This window comes from Micromonospora sp. A202 (assembly GCF_006715105.1).
Classification (GTDB): Bacteria; Actinomycetota; Actinomycetes; order Mycobacteriales; family Micromonosporaceae; genus Micromonospora; species Micromonospora zamorensis.
On record NZ_VFMP01000001.1, the window covers coordinates 2,151,762 to 2,167,563 of the forward strand.

13 protein-coding genes are annotated in these 15,802 nt (G+C 71.2%); 10 read left to right on the top strand and 3 right to left on the bottom strand.

Annotated features, from left to right (window positions below):
• The first annotated feature begins 21 nt into the window (after nt 1-21).
• Both FBZ33_RS09895 and FBZ33_RS09900 read left to right on the top strand, forming a co-directional pair.
• A complete protein-coding gene (locus FBZ33_RS09895) occupies nt 22-1,590 on the top strand; it encodes a DHA2 family efflux MFS transporter permease subunit (protein ID WP_141908814.1) in 1,569 nt (522 codons plus the stop codon).
• Between the two features lie 11 nt (nt 1,591-1,601).
• On the top strand, nt 1,602-2,210 hold the full coding sequence (locus FBZ33_RS09900; protein ID WP_141908815.1) for a TetR/AcrR family transcriptional regulator: 609 nt from the start codon (nt 1,602-1,604) through the stop codon (nt 2,208-2,210).
• Between the two features lie 34 nt (nt 2,211-2,244).
• Here the strand turns inward: FBZ33_RS09900 and FBZ33_RS09905 are convergent, their stop codons facing one another.
• From FBZ33_RS09905 to FBZ33_RS09915, 3 genes are all read right to left on the bottom strand, one after another.
• Nucleotides 2,245-4,164: a helix-turn-helix domain-containing protein gene (locus tag FBZ33_RS09905; RefSeq protein ID WP_088947408.1), complete on the bottom strand. Its 1,920-nt coding sequence runs from the start codon at nt 4,162-4,164 to the stop codon at nt 2,245-2,247.
• 14 nt (nt 4,165-4,178) lie between these two features.
• The gene (locus FBZ33_RS09910) at nt 4,179-4,961 is read right to left on the bottom strand and encodes a 3-hydroxybutyrate dehydrogenase (RefSeq protein ID WP_088947409.1); all 783 of its coding nucleotides are present in this window, start codon (nt 4,959-4,961) and stop codon (nt 4,179-4,181) included.
• A 177-nt stretch (nt 4,962-5,138) separates the two neighbouring features.
• The gene (locus FBZ33_RS09915; protein ID WP_141908230.1) at nt 5,139-6,134 is read right to left on the bottom strand and encodes an IS30 family transposase; all 996 of its coding nucleotides are present in this window, start codon (nt 6,132-6,134) and stop codon (nt 5,139-5,141) included.
• 236 nt (nt 6,135-6,370) lie between these two features.
• Here FBZ33_RS09915 and ruvC point away from each other — a divergent pair, with 236 nt between their 5' ends.
• The 8 genes from ruvC to FBZ33_RS09955 all read left to right on the top strand — a co-directional run bounded on the left by ruvC (nt 6,371) and on the right by FBZ33_RS09955 (nt 15,798).
• Nucleotides 6,371-6,898, top strand: a complete 528-nt coding sequence (gene ruvC / locus FBZ33_RS09920) for a crossover junction endodeoxyribonuclease RuvC (protein WP_088947410.1) — start codon at nt 6,371-6,373, stop codon at nt 6,896-6,898.
• Nucleotides 6,895-7,497, top strand: a complete 603-nt coding sequence (gene ruvA, locus FBZ33_RS09925) for a Holliday junction branch migration protein RuvA (RefSeq protein WP_141908816.1) — start codon at nt 6,895-6,897, stop codon at nt 7,495-7,497. Before ruvC ends, ruvA begins: the two co-directional genes overlap by 4 nt.
• Nucleotides 7,494-8,561, top strand: coding sequence for a Holliday junction branch migration DNA helicase RuvB (gene ruvB, locus FBZ33_RS09930; RefSeq protein WP_141908817.1), 1,068 nt, complete (start codon nt 7,494-7,496; stop codon nt 8,559-8,561). Before ruvA ends, ruvB begins: the two co-directional genes overlap by 4 nt.
• Nucleotides 8,562-8,682: 121 nt before the next feature.
• On the top strand, nt 8,683-9,039 hold the full coding sequence (yajC, locus tag FBZ33_RS09935; RefSeq protein WP_221629447.1) for a preprotein translocase subunit YajC: 357 nt from the start codon (nt 8,683-8,685) through the stop codon (nt 9,037-9,039).
• Between the two features lie 278 nt (nt 9,040-9,317).
• Complete coding sequence (secD, locus tag FBZ33_RS09940) at nt 9,318-11,228, top strand: protein translocase subunit SecD (protein WP_185755263.1); 1,911 nt, start codon at nt 9,318-9,320, stop codon at nt 11,226-11,228.
• A 1-nt stretch (nt 11,229) separates the two neighbouring features.
• Nucleotides 11,230-12,423 (top strand): protein translocase subunit SecF, encoded by a 1,194-nt coding sequence (gene secF / locus FBZ33_RS09945; protein WP_141908818.1) that lies wholly within the window; start codon nt 11,230-11,232, stop codon nt 12,421-12,423.
• 88 nt (nt 12,424-12,511) lie between these two features.
• The gene (locus FBZ33_RS09950; protein WP_088951624.1) at nt 12,512-13,078 is read left to right on the top strand and encodes an adenine phosphoribosyltransferase; all 567 of its coding nucleotides are present in this window, start codon (nt 12,512-12,514) and stop codon (nt 13,076-13,078) included.
• A 197-nt stretch (nt 13,079-13,275) separates the two neighbouring features.
• Complete coding sequence (locus FBZ33_RS09955) at nt 13,276-15,798, top strand: bifunctional (p)ppGpp synthetase/guanosine-3',5'-bis(diphosphate) 3'-pyrophosphohydrolase (RefSeq protein ID WP_099852219.1); 2,523 nt, start codon at nt 13,276-13,278, stop codon at nt 15,796-15,798.
• Nucleotides 15,799-15,802: the final 4 nt, after the last annotated feature.

Sequence of the window (15,802 nt, forward strand, 5' to 3'; positions counted from 1 at the left end):
AAGCGTGGGGGGAAATCAGGCATGGAGCTGCACAACAACACGGGCCACCCGAGGAGGTGGGCGATCCTCGGGGTGCTGGTGATCAGCCTCCTCGTGGTCGTCCTCGACAACACGATCCTCAACGTCGCCCTGCGCACGCTGGCCGACCCGGTGCACGGCCTCGGTGCCACCCAGGGCGAGCTGGAGTGGTCCATCAACTCCTACACGCTGGTCTTCGCCGGGCTGCTGTTCACCTTCGGGGTGCTTGGCGACCGCGCCGGCCGCAAGCGCTTCCTGATGATCGGTCTGGTGCTGTTCGGTCTGGCGTCGCTGCTCTCCGCGTACGCCCAGAGCCCCGGCCAGCTCATCGCGGCCCGCGCCCTGATGGGCGTCGGCGGCGCGGCCATCATGCCGGTGACGCTGTCGATCATCTCCAACGTCTTCGACCCGCGTGAGCGTGGTCGGGCCATCGGTGTCTGGGCCGGGGCGGTCGGTCTCGCCGTGGCCATCGGCCCGATCCTCGGCGGCGCGCTGCTGGAGCACTTCTGGTGGGGTTCGGTCTTCCTGATCAACGTGCCGGTGGTCGTCGCCGGCGTGATCCTGGTGGCGCTGCTGGTCCCCGAGTCGCGTGACCCGCGGCCGGGCCGGGTCGACGTGCTCGGTGTGCTGCTCTCCGTGGTGGGCCTGGTCGCCCTCTCCTACGGCATCATCGACGGCGGCGAGCACGGCTTCGGCCGCCCAGTGGTCTGGGGCTCGATCCTGGTCGGCATCGCGGTGCTGGCCTGGTTCGTGCAGCACGAGCGGCGCAGCGACCACCCGTCGCTGGACGTCCGGCTGTTCAAGGTGCCCCGCTTCGCCGCGCCGGTCGCCATCGTCGGTCTGGTGTTCTTCGCCGCGATGGGCTCGCTGTTCTTCGGCTCGTTCTACCTGCAACTGGTGCGGGGCTACAGCCCGCTGCAGACCGGTCTGCTCTTCCTGCCCTTCGCCGCCGCCCAGCTGGTCTTCGCACCGCGCAGCGCCGCGATGGTCCGCCGCTACGGCGGCCGGGCCGTCGCCACCGTCGGGTTGGCGCTGACCGTGGTGTCACTCGCCGCGTTCGTGTTCATCGGTGCCTCCACCCCGATCTGGGTCGTGCTGCTCGCCTTCCTCATCCAGGGCGCCGGGATGGCCAACATCATGCCGCCCGCCACCGAGTCGATCATGTCGGCGCTGCCCCGCGAGAAGGCCGGTGTGGGCTCCGCAATCAGCAACACCGTCCGCCAGGTCGCTGGTGCGCTCGGCGTGGCGATCCTCGGCTCGGTGCTCTCCGCCGTCTACCGCAGCGACATCGGTGACGCGCTGACCGGCCTGCCCACGCAGGCCCGCGACACGGCCAACGAGTCGATCTCCGGGGCGTACGCTGCGGCGGGCCAGCTCGGCCCGGACGCGCCGGCGCTGATCTCGGCGGCCAACGACGCCTTCGTCACCGCCATGCACTGGGCGGCCGGGCTCTCCGCGGTGATCGCCGCACTGGGGGTCATCGTGGTGCTGCGCTGGATGCCGGGTCGGGAGGACACCAGCGTCGCCCCTGTGGCGCCGGTCGCCGAGCCCGAGTTGGCCGGCACGGCGTAGGTGCGGGAAGAATGTCGGACATGATGTCCACTGCCGATGCTCCGCGGTCGCCCGGGCGACCGCGGAGCGTCCGCGCCGACGAGGCGATCATCGAAGCGACCCTCGACCTGCTCGCCGAGGGCAGCACCATCGAGGCGCTGTCGATCGAGGCGATCGCCGCCCGGGCCGGGGTCGGCAAGGCCACCATCTACCGCCGCTGGGCCGGCAAGGACGCCCTCCTGCTGGACGCGCTGCGGCGACTCAAGGGCGTCATGGCGCAGCCGGCCGGGCACTCCGTCCGCGACGACCTGGTGCTGCTGGTGGGCGCGATCGGCAAGAACGTCGACCCGCGTGCGGCGAAGATCATGCCTTGTCTGGTGCCCGCGGTGAACCGCAGCGCGGACCAGTTCCAGCTCTACCAGAACATCATCGGGCCCCGGCGGCAGCTCATGCGCGAGGTGCTGCGGCGCGGCATCGCCGAGGGGGTGCTCCGGGCCGACATCGACGTCGAGGTGACGATGGCGCTGCTCACCGGGCCGATGCTGATCCAACGGGTGCTCCAGTGGAACCCGGACCTGGACGAGCAGACCCTGCCCGAGCGGGTCGTCGACGCCGTGCTGGAGGGCATTCAGGTCCGCTGAGCCGGCCGCGAGCCCGCCCGCTGGCCGGTCCTGGTCAGCCGGCCGGTGCGCGCAGCCGGTGCAGGCGCAGTGCGAGCTGCACCTCCAACGCCCGCTCGGGCCGCTGCCAGTCGGCGCCGAGCAGTTGCCCGACCCGCTCCAACCGCTGGGTCACCGTGTTGACGTGCACGTGCAACTGCTCGGCGGCCCGGGCCAGGCTGCCACCCACCCCGAAGTACGCCTCCAGCGTCTTCACCAGAGCCGTGCCCCGCCGGGCGTCGTAGTCGACCACCGGCCCGACGGTCGTGGCGAGGAACTGGGTCACGTCCTTCTCACCCCGATCGCCGACCGTGCCCAGCAGCAACCCGACGAAGCCCAGCTCCGCGGTGCTCGCACCCTGCCCGTCGCGACCCAGGGCGCCCAACGCCGTCAGGCACCGATCCGCCTCGTGGAACGTGGCGGCCAGCGCCGCCGGCCCGTTCGACGGACCACTCGCCCCGGCGGTCACCGGCCGGCCGGTCACCCGGGACAGGTCCCGCGCGACCGCGCGGGCGCTGCCACCGGCGTCCAGCCCCGGCAGCATCAGCACCACCCGGCCGTCCCGCGCCGCGGCCAGCCCGCTGCGCGCCGAGGCGTACGTGGTGGCCCAGGAGAGCACCCGCTGCCTCGCCGAGCCGGTCGCGGCGATCGCGTCGTCGCCCACCGCCACCAGCACGTGCGGCGCGTCCAGGTCGACCCCGAGGCGGCGGGCCCGACTGCGCAACGCGTCGGTGTCCCGCAACGGGCGGGCGATCAGGTCGTCCAGCAGCTCACCCCGGACCCGCCCCTCCGCCTCGGCGACCGTACGGCGGAACAACAGCAGCAGCGCGGTCACCAGCGCGGCCCGCTCCAGGATCCGCTGGTCGGCGTCGACCAACTCGTCGTCCGGACGCAGCACCAGCGCACCCAGGTTCTCCGCGCCGGCCACCACCGCCGCGTACCAGAGTGGGCTGCGGCGCACGCTGCGCCCCTCGGTGCGCGACGCCGCGACCGCCTCCACGATGTCCGCCCGGTCCGGCTCGTCGATCTCACCCACCCGGGCCAGCAGGCGGCCCTCGGCGTCCAGCGCCAGCAGGGCACCGCCCAGCACCTCGGTCACCGCCGCCGCCACGTCCTCCACACCGCCGCCGCGCAGCACCAGCGCCGTCATCCGGTCGTGCGCCGCCGCGGCCCGCTCCACCGAGCTGCTGTGGGCCCGGATGGTGGTGTTCGCCGCCGACAGCTCGCCCAGCGCCGAGCGCGTCTCGGTCAGCAGCCGGGCGGTGTCGATCGCCACCGCGGCGTGCGCGGCGAGCGAGACCAGCAGCGCCACCTCCTCCCGGACGAACGGCCGGGCCGAACGGTTGGCCGCGTAGAGCACGCCGATCGAGGTGGAGCCGAGCCGCAGCGGCACCCCGAGGATCGCCACCAGCCCCTCCTCCCCGACCCCGGCGTCGATCTCACCGGTGTGGTGGAAGCGCGCGTCCTCCCCGTAGTTCGCTGTGACGTACGGGGCCCCGGACTGGGCCACCAACCCGCCGAGGCCGGCACCCATCGGCAGGCGCAGCCGCTGGAAACGGGCCGAAACCGACCCGTCGGTCACCCGCATGTAGGTGTCGCCGCGCTCGTCGTCGTTGAGCGTCATGTAGGCCACGTCCGCGCCGAGCAGGTTGCGGGCCCGGTGCACGATCGCCCGCAACACGTCGTCCAGGTCGCGCAGCCCGGCCAGGTCACTGACCGTGTCGTACAGGCCGGACAGCTCGGTCTCGCGCCGGCGTCGGCGCTCCAGCAGCGCGCGGACCCGCAACGCCACCGACTTGGCCTGCTCCAGCTCGGCCAGCTTGTCGGGCGGCAGCCCGGCAGCGCGCGCGGCCACCAACGGTCCCTCGAACTCGACAGCGGCGGCCTCCCGCGCGAGCAGTTCCAGGAACTCCACCGGCGAAGACATGGTCGACATTGTGCTCGGGCCCACTAGTTGGCCGTCCAGCCCCCGTCGAGGGCGATCGACGCGCCGGTGATGAAGGCCGCCGGCGGCGAGCAGAGGTACGCCAGCAGTTCGGCCACCTCCTCCGGTTCGATCAGTCGCTTGATCGCGGCCCGGGCCAGCATGATCTTTTCGATCACCTCGGTCTCGTCGATGCCGTGGCTCGCCGCCTGGTCGGCGATCTGGCTTTCCACCAGCGCCGTGCGGACGTACGCCGGGTTGATGCAGTTGGCGGTCACCCCGTGCGCGGCGCCCTCCAGCGCGACCACCTTCGACAGCCCCTCCAGGGCGTGCTTGGCCGAGACGTAGGCCGCCTTGTACGGCGACGCGCGCAGCCCGTGCACGGAGGAGATGTTGACGATGCGACCCCAGCCCCGGGCGTACATGTGCGGCAGCGCCCGGCGGATCAGCAGGAACGGCGCCTCCACCATCACCCGCTGGATGTACTCGAAGCGCTCGACGGGAAAGTCCTGCACCGGCGCGACGTGCTGGAGCCCGGCGTTGTTGACCACGATGTCCACGTCCACGTCGAGGCGGTCCACCGCCGCGGCGTCGGACAGGTCCACGCCCTCGGCCCGGCCGCCAGCCTCGGCCGCGACCGCCTTGGCCGCCTCCAGGTTGCGGTCCACCACGAGCACCTTGGCACCGGCCGCGCCCAGCCGCAGGGCGCACGCCCGCCCGATGCCGCTGCCGCCCCCGGTGACCAGGGCGGTCCGACCAGCGAGGTCGACCTGTACGACGTGGGGGACCGCCACGGGTTCTGCCGTCATGGCGCAAGAAGTTACGAGCTGTGTGCTCCCCGGCACATGGGCCAGCGACACATACTCCGGCGCAAAGCTGTGTGGCCCCACCCGCCCCTGCCACCCGCTCCCGCCCCGTCCCGCCGCGCCGTGGGCACGGTGTTCGTCGTCAAGATCCGCGCAACATCAGGGATATTGCTCCCGTGCTCAGCCGGTGGAAGCAATCTGGCTGGTCAGCAGCTCGGCGAAGACTTCTTTGGGTTTCTTGTAGCCGAGGATACGGCGGGGTCGGTTGTTGAGTCGGTCGGCGATGGCGTTGAGGTGGTCGTGGTCGTTGGGGATGACGGTGCCGCGGGGTAGGTATTCGCGAATCCACCGGTTGGTGCTCTCGTTGGTGCCGCGTTGCCAGGGACTGTGGGGGTGGGCGAAGTAGACGTCGATACCGGCGGCGATGCTCAGGGCGGCGTGTTCGGCCATTTCGGTGCCGCAGTCCCAGGTCAGGGTGCGGCGCAGGGCGTCGGGCAGACCGGCGATGCCGGTGGCCACGGCGCTGGTGACGGTGGGGCTGTCTCTTCCTGATAGCGGGATCAGGATCAGGAACCGGGAGGTGCGTTCCACCAGCGTGGCGGTGGCGCTGGCGCCGTTCTTGCCGATGACCAGGTCGCCTTCCCAGTGCCCAGGTACCCGCCGGTCCTCGGCCTGGACGGGCCGCTGATCGATGAACGTCGGGTTCGGGATCTTCGGCGCCCGCGACGCCGGCGAACGCGCCGGGCGACGGTTCCTGCGGCCACTGCGCAACCGCAGGTGCTGCCGTGCCAACTCCCCGACCGGCAACGCATACATCCACGTGTAAATCGCCTCGTGCGACACCCGCATCGCCTCGTCCTCGGGATAGTCCACCCGCAACCGCCCAGCGACCTGATCCGGCGACCAACCCTCACCCAACAACGCCACCACCACCTCCCGCAGCCGCGCGTCCAACTCCAGCTTGCACGGCTTCGGCCGGCGCCGCGCCCGCTGCGCCTGCCGCTGCGAACGCCACGCCCGATAGAACCCCCGCCCACCACCCCGACAAATCTCCCGCGACACCACACTCGGATCCCGACCAATCCGCGCCGCAATCTGCTGACCCGAGAGCCCTTCAGCGATCCCCCGCGTGATCTCTTCCCGGTCCACCACCGTCAACGGCCTACGACCCGCCACGCCCCACCAGCCTCTCAGCGATCACCCCGCCGAAGAGACCAACGAACGACAAGATCGATTGCTACGACCACCTGAGCACGGGAACAACATCCGGGAAGTTGCGTAGATCTCGGCGAGGGGCGAGGGGCGAGGGGCGTGGGGCATGGGGCGTGGGGCGTGTCCCGTGGGGCCGCTGGGAGGGCGGGCAGTAGGGTGTCGAACACACGTACTGGTCACGGTTTTGGGGGAGGGGTCGCGTGCGGGTGCTGGGTGTGGACCCGGGGTTGACCCGGTGTGGGGTGGGCGTGGTCGAGGGTGTGCCGGGCCGGCCCTGCACTCTCATCGCCTACTACGTGGTCTACACCGACCCGGCCGACGACCTGTCGCTGCGCCTGCTGCACCTGGATCAGTCGCTGACCAAGCTGGTCGCCGAGCACCAGCCGGAGAGCGTCGCCGTCGAGCGGGTGTTCAGCCAGCACAACGTGCGCACGGTGATGGGCACCGCGCAGGCCAGCGGCATCGCCGTGCTGGCGGGGGCGCGTGCCGGGCTGCCGGTGCAGACGTACACGCCGAGCGAGGTGAAGGCGGCCGTGACCGGGTCCGGTCAGGCCGACAAGGCGCAGATGACCGCCATGGTGACCCGGCTGTTGCGGCTGGCCGAGCCACCGAAGCCGGCCGACGCCGCCGACGCGCTGGCCCTGGCCATCTGCCACGTGTGGCGCGGCGGCACCCGTTCCAAGCTGGCCGCGGCGGCCGACCGGGTACGACGAGGAGGAGCACGATGATCGCCAGCGTGCGCGGCACGGTGACCGCGACGGGTCCGGACCAGGCCGTGATCGAGGTCGGCGGTGTCGGTCTCGCCGTGCACTGCGCTCCCGGCACGCTCGCCGAGCTGCGGGTCGGTCAGGTCGCCCGCCTCGCGACCAGCCTGATCGTGCGGGAAGACTCGCTGACCCTCTACGGCTTCGCCGACGACGACGCCAAGTCGCTGTTCGAGCTGCTCCAGACCGCCAGCGGGGTGGGTCCGCGACTGGCCCAGGCGGTCCTGGCCGTGCACACCCCGGACGCGGTGCGTAAGGCGATCGCCAACGCCGACACGGCGGCGCTGACCCGGGTGCCCGGGATCGGCAAGAAGGGCGCCGAGCGCCTGGTGCTGGAGCTGCGCGACCGGATCGGCCCGGTGCCGATCGGCGCCGACGGCGTGGGCGGGGTGACCGCTGGTGCCTGGCCCGACCAGGTCCGGCAGGCGCTCGTCGGGCTGGGCTGGTCCGCCGGTCAGGCCGATCAGGCGGTGGCCGCCGTGGCGGAGACCATCGACGGCCCGACGCCGCCGGTGCCGGTCCTGCTCAAGCAGGCCATCCGCCTGCTGGGCCGCACCCGATGAGCGAGATCGACGGGCTTGTCTCGGCGTACGTGAGCGACGCGGAACGGGACGCGGAGGCCACGGTACGGCCGAAGCGGCTGGCCGAGTTCATCGCCCAGGACCGGGTGCGCGATCAGCTCGACCTGTTGTTGCAGGGCGCGATGCGGCGGGGGTCACCACCGGACCACATCCTGCTCTCCGGCCCACCGGGGCTGGGCAAGACGAGTCTGGCCAACATCGTCGCCGCCGAGCTGGGCGCGGGCATCCGGGTGACCAGCGGCCCGGCGATCGAGCGTTCCGGTGATCTGGCGGCCATCCTGACCAGCCTCGCCGAGGGCGATGTGCTCTTCATCGACGAGATCCACCGCATCGCGCGGCCGGCGGAGGAACTGCTCTACAGCGCGATGGAGGACTTCCGGGTCGACGTGGTGGTCGGCAAGGGTCCGGGGGCGACGGCGATCCCGCTGGACGTCGAGCCGTTCACCCTGGTGGGGGCGACGACGCGTTCGGGCCTGTTGACCGGGCCGATGCGGGACCGGTTCGGTTTCGTCGCGCACCTCGACTTCTACGCCCCGGCGGATCTGGAGACGCTGCTGCACCGCTCGGCGCGGATTCTCGGTGTGCCGATCACCCCCGAGGGCGCGACCGAGATCGCCGGTCGGTCCCGGGGCACGCCCCGGATCGCCAACCGGCTGCTGCGCCGGGTCCGCGACTACGCGGAGGTGCGGGCCGACGGGGTGGTCGATCTCGACACCGCCCGGGCGGCCCTGATCGTGTACGACGTGGACGCGCTCGGCCTGGACCGGCTGGACCGGGCGGTGCTGACCGCGCTGGTCGACTCGTTCCGGGGCGGCCCTGTGGGTCTGTCCACCCTCGCTGTGGCGGTGGGGGAGCAGCCGGACACTGTCGAGGAGGTCTGCGAGCCGTTCCTGGTCCGTGCCGGCCTGTTGGCCCGTACGCCCCGGGGCCGGGTGGCGACTGAGGGAGCTTGGCGGCATCTGGGACGTACCCCGCCGAATGGTACATTTGGTATGGATAGTCCGCCCGCGCCCGATCTGTTCTCCTTGGACACCGATCAGCCGTGATGTGAACGTGATCTGTGCCGCATTCGGCGTTCTCAGGTGCAGGGTTTAGACTTCGCCGCGGTCTGTACAGGACGTGAGAATCCGCCTCCGCTCCGGCACCCCGGTGCCGGGCAGGTGGCCAATGGGAAGGTCAGTAACCGTGTATTTGGCAGCAGCGGGTGGCGGGGCCGGCGGTTTGACGCCGATCCTGATGATCGCCCTGCTCTTCGGTGTCATGTACTTCATGATGATCCGGCCCCAGCAGAAGCGCCGCAAAGAGGCAGAGGCGATGCAGTCCAACCTCGGCGCCGGCGACGAGGTCGTGACCATCGGTGGGCTCTACGGCACGGTCACCGGCATCGAGGACGACACCGTCCTGATCGAGGTCGCTCCGGGCGTGCAGACCCGCTACGCCCGCCCGGCCATCGCCCGGGTGGTCACCCGCGCGGAGCTGCCGAGCGAGCCGGTCACCGAGGACGCGGACGTCGTCAAGGAGTGACCCTCGCTCCGGGGGTGGCGAGTCCGGCGTACGGCCGGTCGACCGGCTTCCGGGCCGCCGCGCCCGACGGGGCAGCGGACGAGACGTGAAAACTGGATAGTTGGGTCGACGCCGGGCGTCGGCACGTTCCCGTGACCGTCGGCGTCCCCACGCCGGCGTGACCGGTCCTCGTGTCGGCACCTCGTCGGCCCAGGGCCGACCCGTCGGCCGGGACCCCCGGCCCGACACCCGCCGCCGCTGCGCGCAGCGGCGCGACCGTACAGGGAGACAGGACAGCCGTGGCACCACCTCAGGGACAGATGCGCCCCGGGCGGCAGCTCGCCGTGCTCGGGTTCATCTTCGTCGTCCTCTACCTTTTGGTGTTCTTCTCGGGTGCCAGCGGCAGCCTGAAGGACCGGCTCGAGCCCCGGCTCGGTCTGGACCTCATCGGCGGGACCCGGGTGACGCTGGAGGCGACGAACAGCGTCGACGGCAAGCCTCCGACGGCGGAGAACCTCGAGGAGGCCCGCCAGATCATCGAGAGCCGCGTCAACGCGTTCGGCGTGGCCGAGGCCGAGGTGGTCACCGAGGGCAACCGCAACATCGTCATCTCCCTGCCCGGTGAGAACCGCAACCTCGACGACGTCGGCGAAGCGGCCGAGCTGCGCTTCCGCAAGGTCCTCAAGGCCGCCGACGGCAGCGGGACGGCCGCCGTGCCGCCGCCGGCCGCCACGCCGGCCCCGTCCGGCAGCGCCGTGCCGACCCCGTCCGGCAGCGCGATCCCGACCCCGTCGGGCAGTGGCGCGCCGAAGGCGACCTCCTCGCCCAGCGGCGGTCAGGGCGGGATGGCCCCGGCGTCGCCGAGCGTCGCCCCAACCCCGTCCTCGTCCGCCTCGCCGAGTGCCGCCGCCCCCACGGCGAGCGCCAGCACCGAGCCGGTGCCGGCCAGCATCGAGCAGCAGCGCAAGGCCGTCGAGCAGAAGGTCGGTGCGGCGTCCTGGCAGGCCGCCAACGGTCTGCAGGCCCCCGCCGACCTCGCATCCGACCCGTCGCTGGCCGACAAGCTCAAGCCGTTCGGCACCCTGTCGCCGCAAGAGGTCGCCGTGCTGCCGGCGCAGATGCAGTTCAACGTGCCGACGATCGGCTGCGCGCAGCTCGACGCGCGCCCGCCGGCGTCGATCTCCGATGAGAAGCAGCAGGTCGTCTCCTGCGAGGACGGCGCCTCGAAGTACCTGCTCGACCAGGCCAAGGTGCTGGGCACCGACGTGTCAGACGCCGACGCCGTGCTCGACCAGACCAACGCCTGGGTGGTCAGCCTCGACTTCACCGGCAACGGCCAGGGCAAGTGGACGGCGCTGACCCGTGAGGCGTTCAACAACGAGGGTCAGGCCTGCGACGCGACCGCGCTGGGTCAGGACGGCAAGTGCCGGGTGGCCGTCGTGCTGGACAACGAGATCGTCTCCTCCCCGGAGATCCAGGGCGTGCTGACCGGCAACTCCCAGATCACCGGCAACTTCAACCAGAAGGACGCCAGCACGCTGGCCGGTCAGCTGCGCTACGGCGCGCTGCCGGTGACCTTCGAGCAGCAGGAGGCGCAGAACGTCACCGCCACGCTGGGTGCCAGCCACCTGCGCGCCGGTCTGCTGGCGGCCGGCATCGGCATGCTGCTGGTCATCATCTACGCGTTCTTCTACTACCGGCTGCTCGGCTCGGTGATCTTCCTGAGCCTGATCCTCTCCGCGCTGCTCGTCTTCGGCGCGCTGGTGGTGCTCGGCCGGCAGATCGGCTTCACGCTCACCCTCGCCGGCATCGCCGGCATGATCGTGTCGTTGGGTGTGGCGGCGGACTCGTTCGTCATCTACTTCGAACGGTTGAAGGACGAGATCCGGGAGGGGCGCAGCCCGCGTAGCGCGGTGCCCCGTGCCTGGATCCGCGCCCGCCGGACGATCATCTCGGCCAACGCGATCACCCTGCTCTCCGCGGTGGTGCTCTACGTGGTCTCGGTCGGCACGGTCAAGGGCTTCGCGTTCGCCCTCGGCCTGGCCACGGTCCTGGACCTGGTCGTGGTCTTCCTCTTCCGCCACCCGATCATGACCATGTTCGCCCGGACCCGGGCGTTCCTGTCCCCGCGGGTCAGCGGTCTCGGCCGGGCGCTTCCGGCCCGCAACCAGCCGACTCAGCCCCGCAACCCGCGCGCCAAGGAGGCCTGAGATGGCTCAAAACGGTCTGGCGAGCCGCCTCTACAACGGCGAAGCCGGTCTCAACGTCGTCGGCAAGCGCAAGGTCTGGTTCGGCGTCGCCGGGGTCCTGATCCTGATCGCGCTCCTCAGCTTCGGGCTGCGTGGCTTCAGCCTCGGCATCGAGTTCGCCGGCGGCAACTCGTTCCAGGTGCCGGCCAGCGTCGGCACCCTGGAGGACGCCGAGCGGGAGGTCAACTCGGCCCTCGCCACGGAGAACACCGGCGTCACGGTGGCCACCGCACAGAAGGTCGGCGGCACCGGCGGCGACACCTATGAGCTGCGTACGGCACAGCTCGACGCCGACCAGACCACTGCGGTCAAGGCCCAGATCGCCGAGGACCTCGGCATCGACCCGGCTCAGATCAGCAGCAACCAGGTCAGCGAGGCGTGGGGCAGCCAGGTGACCGAGCGGGCCGTGCTCGGTCTGGTCATCTTCATCGCACTGGTCATGGTCTACCTGATCCTGCGCTTCGAGTGGCGGATGGCGGTCGCCGCGGTCGCCTCGCTGATCACGAACCTGATCCTCACCGCCGGCATCTACTCGCTGGTCGGCTTCGAGGTCACTCCGTCGACGATCATCGGCTTCCTCACGATCCTGGGCTTCGCGCTCTACGACGTGGTGGTGGTCTTCGACAAGGTGCAGGAGAACACGCGGGGCATCACCGCCAACAACAACCAGACGTACGGCGAGGCGGCCAACCTGGCCGTCAACCAGAGCCTGATGCGGTCGCTGAACACCTCGGTGGTCGCCCTGCTGCCGGTCGGTGGTCTGCTCTTCATCGGTGCCGGCCTGCTCGGCGCCGGCACGCTGAAGGACCTCGGCCTGGTGCTGTTCGTCGGTATGGCGGTGGCGTTCCTGACCTCCATCCTGGTGGCCACCCCGCTGCTGGCGCTGCTGAAGAACTACGACCCGCGGATCCAGGCGCACAACAAGCGCGTCCTGACCCGGCGGGGCGCCCTGGCCCGCGGCGAGGTCACCCCGAAGGGGGCCGCGAGCCCCGCCCTGGCCGACGCGACCGATGAGCCGCTCGACCCGGACGCCGCCGCGCTGGCGGGTGCCGCCCCCAAGGTGGGCGCCCGGCCGGCGGGCAAGCGGCCGACCGGTGCCCGGGGCGGTCGCCCGGGTGGCGGCGGCAACCGGCCGGGTGGCGCCAAGCGGCGCTGACCCGAACGGAAACACCCGAACGGCGTCCGGCATGCTGTGTGAGCAGCACTGCCGGACGCCGTCGTCGTTGAAGGAGAGCGGAACAGCCGTGACGGAGACCCACAGCACCGAGGCGCGCGGGGACAGCGGCCCGGAGGCCGCCCGACTGGTCGCCAGCCGGGTGCTGGACGTGCCCGACTTCCCCAAGCCCGGCGTCCTGTTCAAGGACCTGATGCCGTTGTTCGCCGACGGGAAGGTCTTCCGTGAGGTGATCGACGGGATCGTCGCGTACCACGGGCGGGACGCTTTCGACGTGGTGGTCGGCATCGAGGCGCGCGGCTTCGTCGTCGCGGCGGCCGTCGCCTACGCGGCCGGGGTGGGCGTGGTGCCGGTGCGCAAGGCCGGCAAGCTGCCCCGCCCGGCGCACTCGGTGTCCTACGCCCTGGAGTACGGCGAGGCCACCCTGGAGGTGCACGAGGATGCCTTCACCGCCGGGCACCGGGTCCTGGTCGTCGACGACGTGCTGGCCACGGGCGGCACCGCCGAGGCGACGCTGGACCTGGTCGAGCGGGCCGGCGGCACCGTCACCGGCTTCACGGTGCTGCTGGAGCTCGGGTTCCTGGGCGGGCGCGAGCGGTTGGCGCAGCGTCCGGTGCACGCCCTGCTGACCGTTTGAGCAGTTCGACACGCGGCTGACCGTTTGATCCCAGATCCGGCGGACACTGCCGGCGTCGACCGTCCGGCGGAGCGGCAGGGGGCCTTCGGTGCGGGTAGCATTGCCCTTTGCTGACGCCGGCCGCACACGTCCGGCGAGGCGAGACCAGGCCGGCCGATGTTCGGTCGGTGTGTTTCCGGCGAGCGGTGAGGAGGCCGGTGTCCCACGATGTCGTCCCTCCGGCGGAGGGCACGGTGCACCCGACAGGCGACGCTGACGGCTCGGTGACTGACCGGACAGGCGACGCGCCGGCCCGGGTGGCGGGCACCGGCAACGGCTCCGGCAAGGCTGCGGGCGAGACCACTGTCCGCCCGATCAGCGGCCCGCCGAGCGTCGAGGCCGCGCCCGGCGCCGACGGGGTTGTGGTGCCGTTCCCGACCGACGCGGGCATCGACCCGTCGCCGAGCGGTGGCTTCGGGCTGTCCAACGCGCCCACCGGCCGGCGGGTCCGGGCCCGGCTGGCCCGGTTCAACGCGCCCTGGCAGACCTCGCAGGTCAGCGAGGTGCTGGAGCCGCTCATTGCGAGCCACCGGGACAACCACCCCAAGGCCGACGCCCGGCTGCTCCAGCGCGCCTTCGACACGGCCGCGCGGTGGCACTCCGGGCAGTACCGCAAGTCCGGCGACCCGTACATCACCCACCCGCTCGCGGTGGCGACCATCCTCGGCAACCTGGGGATGGACACCACCACGCTGGTCGCCGCGCTGCTGCACGACACCATCGAGGACACTGAATACACCCTCGACCAGATGCGCGCCGACTTCGGTGGCGAGGTCGCCCTCCTGGTCGATGGCGTCACGAAGCTCGACAAGGTCAAGCTGGGTGACGCGGCCAAGGCCGAGACGATCCGCAAGATGGTCGTGGCGATGGCCAAGGACCCCCGGGTGCTGGTGATCAAGCTGGCCGACCGGCTGCACAACATGCGCACCCTGACCTTCCTGCCCCGCCCCAAGCAGGAGCAGAAGGCCAAGGAGACGCTGGAGATCCTGGCGCCTCTCGCGCACCGGCTCGGTATGAACACGATCAAGTGGGAGCTGGAGGACCTGTCCTTCGGCACGTTGTTCCCGAAGCGCTACGAGGAGATCAACCGGCTGATCGGGGAGCACCAGCCGCAGCGCGAGACGCTGCTGCGGCAGGTCACCCAGAAGGTCGGCACCGACCTGAAGGCCGCCAAGATCAAGGCGGAGACCACCGGGCGGCCGAAGCACCTCTACTCGATCTACCAGAAGATGATCGTGCGGGGTCGGGACTTCAACGACATCTACGACCTGGTCGGGGTGCGGATCCTGGTCGACACGGTTCGGGACTGCTACGCGGCGCTGGGTGTCATCCACGCCAACTGGCAGCCGGTGCCGGGCCGCTTCAAGGACTACATCGCGATGCCCAAGTTCAACATGTACCAGTCGCTGCACACGACTGTCATCGGGCCCACCGGCAAGCCGGTGGAGATGCAGATCCGCACGTACGCGATGCACCGCACCGCGGAGTTCGGCATCGCCGCGCACTGGAAGTACAAGGAGCACAAGGGCACCCAGATCGTCGGCCCGCCCGCGCACATCGACGAGATGACCTGGCTGCGGCAGCTGCTCGACTGGCAGCGTGAGGCGGCCGACCCGAGCGAGTTCCTGGACGCGCTGCGCTTCGACCTGTCCAGCCAGGAGGTGTACGTCTTCACCCCGAAGGGTGACGTCATCCCGCTGCCGACCGGGTCGACGCCTGTGGACTTCGCGTACGCGGTGCACACCGAGGTCGGGCACAAGTGCATCGGGGCGCGGGTCAACGGCAAGCTGGTGCCGTTGGAGTCGACGCTGTCCAACGGCGACGTGATCGAGATCTTCACGTCGAAGTCCGAGACGGCCGGCCCCACCCAGGACTGGCTGGGCTTCGTCAAGAGCCCTCGCGCCCGGACGAAGATCCGGCAGTACTTCAACAAGGAACGGCGCGAGGAGGCGATCGAGGCCGGCAAGGACGCGATCGTCAAGGCGATGCGCAAGCAGGGCATGCCGTTGCAGCGGATGCTCACCTCCGACGCGCTGATGTCGATCGCCCGGGACCTGCACCTCGCCGACGTGGCCTCGCTCTACGCGGCGGTCGGCGACAGCCAGGTCTCCGCGCAGTCGGTGGTGCAGAAGCTGATGGCCGCGTACGGCGGCGAGGAGGGCGCGGCGGAGGACATCGCCGAGACCGCCGTCGCCACCCGGCCCCCGCGCAGCCGGCAGAGCAGCAGCGACCCCGGTGTGGTGGTGCGGGGTGTCAGCGACGTCTGGATCAAGCTGGCCCGCTGCTGCACCCCGGTCCCACCGGACTCGGTGTTCGGCTTCGTCACCCGCTCCGGCGGGGTGAGCGTGCACCGCGACGACTGCGCCAACGCCGAGGACCTGCGGGCGCAGAGCGAGCGCGTGGTCGAGGTGAGTTGGAAGCTCACCTCCGCCTCGACGTTCCTGGTCGCGATCCAGGTCGAGGCACTGGACCGGCACAAGCTGCTGGCCGACGTCACCCGGGTGCTCTCCGACGAGCGGGTCAACATCCTCTCCGCGACCGTCACCACGACCCGCGACCGGGTGGCGGTGAGCCGGTTCAGCTTCGAGATGGCCGACCCGAAGCACCTGGGCCACCTGTTGGCCACGGTCCGCAAGGTCGATGGCGTCTTCGACGCGTACCGGGTCACCTCCGGCGCCTGACGCG